The sequence below is a fragment of the Pantoea sp. ME81 genome (assembly GCF_903970985.1).
In the GTDB taxonomy this organism is placed as follows: Bacteria; Pseudomonadota; Gammaproteobacteria; order Enterobacterales; family Enterobacteriaceae; genus Pantoea; species Pantoea communis.
On record NZ_CAJCKS010000309.1, the window covers coordinates 1 to 2,661 of the forward strand.

The 2,661-nt window shown below is 50.5% G+C and carries 2 protein-coding genes and 2 pseudogenes; 3 read left to right on the forward strand and 1 reads right to left on the reverse strand.

Annotation, left to right across the window (positions count from 1 at the left end; genetic code table 11):
- The 3 genes and pseudogenes from H7A81_RS26725 to H7A81_RS26735 form a co-directional block, all read left to right on the forward strand.
- Positions 1 to 191 (forward strand): annotated as a pseudogene (locus tag H7A81_RS26725) (ribulokinase); the annotation flags it as partial.
- A 230-nt stretch (positions 192 to 421) separates the two neighbouring features.
- On the forward strand, positions 422 to 1,354 hold the full coding sequence (locus H7A81_RS26730; RefSeq protein WP_034819784.1) for a nucleoside recognition family protein: 933 nt from the start codon (positions 422 to 424) through the stop codon (positions 1,352 to 1,354).
- A 259-nt stretch (positions 1,355 to 1,613) separates the two neighbouring features.
- Positions 1,614 to 2,393 carry an L-threonylcarbamoyladenylate synthase gene (locus tag H7A81_RS26735; protein ID WP_182059279.1) on the forward strand — a complete coding sequence of 260 codons (780 nt, stop codon included), beginning with the start codon at positions 1,614 to 1,616 and terminating at the stop codon, positions 2,391 to 2,393.
- A 42-nt stretch (positions 2,394 to 2,435) separates the two neighbouring features.
- Here H7A81_RS26735 and H7A81_RS26740 read toward each other — a convergent pair.
- A pseudogene (locus H7A81_RS26740) lies at positions 2,436 to 2,661 on the reverse strand (NAD(P)-dependent alcohol dehydrogenase); the annotation flags it as partial.

Sequence of the window (2,661 nt, forward strand, 5' to 3'; positions counted from 1 at the left end):
TGGGTTCAGCGATTCTTGCCGCTGCCGCCAGTGGCGTATATTCCGACGTCACCTCGGCGATGGCCAGCATGACCACTGATGAAAAGCGCTGGCATCCCGAGCCGTCGTATTCCCTGCTGCATCAGCACCGTTATGATGCCTTTAAATTATTGCAGAGCAGCGCACGTAATATTCGTCAGATAAGCGAATAAACATCGAATAATATTCCAGTGCGCCGCACAAACGTCGGCGCACGGTTATTTTTCCCTGCCATTTCCTGCAAGATAAAATTTAATTTCTTCACTACTCAAGTTTACGCCACCGGGATACTATTTATCCCTTAGCTAGCGCCCTTCGCGCTGGCATTTTTATGCGTTTTTTAAGGCAAGGGGAGCAACATGTTTACCGGTATTAAGCCGTGGTTCGAGGTTCAGGCAACCGCATGAATATCATCAGTATAATTATGTCTGCAGGCAAAGCCTCGGTGGATGTCGCGTTGTACACGCTTATTCCTATCATGGTGGTGATGTTATTCATCATGAAATATCTGGAAGTCAAAGGCGTGCTGGATTTTGTGGTACGTCATTCCACTCCGTTATTAAAACCTTTAGGTATTACCGGACTGGCGTTATTTGCCCTGATTCAGCTTAACTTTGTCAGTTTCGCCGCGCCGCTAGCGGCATTAGCGATTATGGAAAAACGCGGCACTTCCGATCGCCATATGGCGGCCACGCTGGCGATGCTGTTTGCCATGGGGCAAGCCAACGCTTTTTATCCGTTGATTCCTGCCGGGCTCAACTGGAGTGCCGCGATACTCATCTCCATCTGCGGCGGGGTGCTGGCGGCAGCCACCACTTATCATTTCTTTGGGCGCAAGCTCTCGGATGCAGCGCTGCTCAATGAAGATGAAGCCGTTGCGAATAATGAAAGCAAAATGGGACTGATCGCCATCATCAACAGCGCGGGTGCGGACGCGATTCGTCTGGCGCTGGGATCGCTGCCGATGCTGATTCTCTCACTGTCGGTGGTGGGGATTTTGAAAGAGTCCGGCGGGATTGAGATGCTTACCCGGCTGGTTTCTCCGCTGCTGGACAGATTCAACATCTCTGAAGTGTATATTCTGCCTGCACTGACCAAATGCCTGGCAGGCGGCACCGCCTACTACGGCGTGGTAGCCGGGCTGGTCGAAAAAGGTTTATACAGTGCGCACAACATCAACGCCTCGGCGGGTTGGTTTATTCAGACCTTTGATTTACCGGGGATTGGTATCTTCCTTGGCCTGTCGAGTCGTTTCCCGCGTCTGTTCCGTTTCGCCGTGCCGGGCATCATCCTCGGCATTGCGCTGCGCGGTGTGGCACACGCTCTGATATTTTAATTAACCCTGGCGCTGAAAGACTTATTCAGCGCCTTGTTTAAATAACACTACAATTCCCGCGCGTTATTTTAAATTAACCCTATTCCTTTCATCGTTATTTTCACCAGTTGCATCAACTTTAATTATCGTACTATTATCACCAGCATAGTTTTGCACAAACCCATTAATCCCGATGAATTATCCGGTTAATTAATTCCTTAATTACATTGCAGGTAATATTCCTGTACGTCATCTATTGATACGCAGATAGGGTAGATCCATGAGCGGTAAGCAAATAACGTGGAATGGCGGGTTACAACCTGAAGCCATCGAGATTTTGTCACAAGACGGCGGTATGATCGTCAGCCCAACGAAAGTCGGTTACATCATCATGACCTCCGATAAAGCCGGGTTAGAGCGTAAGTTTGAAGCCAAGCAGCGCAAGCGCAACAAGCCAGGCGTGGTACTGTGTGGCTCGCTGGAACAACTGCGTTCTCTGGCTCAACTGACGCCGGAAATTGACCAGCTTTATCAGCAGCATTGGGATCAGGATATTTTGCTGGGCTGTATTTTACCGTGGCGCGAAGATGCGCTGGCGCGTATTCCGGCTGACGGTTCAAAAGAGCTGATGATGGATGGCCGCCAGACCAGTTGCTTCGTGATTAAATTTGGTCGCCCAGGCGAAAATATTGCGAAAGCGCTGTGGGAAGATCACGGGAAATTCTCCTTCGCCAGTTCAGCCAACCCATCAGGTCAGGGTAACCGTGGTTTGGTTGAAGGAATTGGCGAACGTATTGAATCGCGTGCCGATTTAATTATTGAAGCCAATGACTACGTGAAATCCATTCAGCCTAACGATGAAAATAAAGTGCGCTACGAACAAGGCGTAATGGTGTCGATGGTCGATAGCGAAGGTCGTCTGATTCCACAGCAAAACGGCGAGCGTAAAATCACCCCGTGCCCGGTATTGATTCGCAAAGGCCTGGATGTCGATAAAATCATGGCGTTGCTCTCGGACATCTTCCCGTCCTGGGATTACCGTCACGGCGATTACTACTGATGTAATAAGCCTGTTTCCCGGCGTGGGAAACAGGCTTCCCTGCTACCACTCCACGGTGATTTTGCCGAAGTGTCCCGCCGACTGCTGATGCTGGAAGGCCGCAGGCAGATCGTTCAGCGCACCATAACTGTCACTGATTACCGGGCGAATACCAGTTTGCTCTAACGCGCGCACGAAATCCTGCTGCTGACGACGATGGCCGACAATCAACCCCTGAATACGCGCCTGCTTTGCCATCAATGGCGAGGTGAGTATCACGCCTTCGAAC

What these genes read in the sequence shown, in the direction of transcription:
- H7A81_RS26730 (WP_034819784.1), top strand. Translation starts at nt 422, where the DNA reads ATGAATATCATCAGTATAATTATGTCTGCAGGCAAAGCCTCGGTGGAT.
- H7A81_RS26735 (WP_182059279.1), top strand. Translation starts at nt 1,614, where the DNA reads ATGAGCGGTAAGCAAATAACGTGGAATGGCGGGTTACAACCTGAAGCC.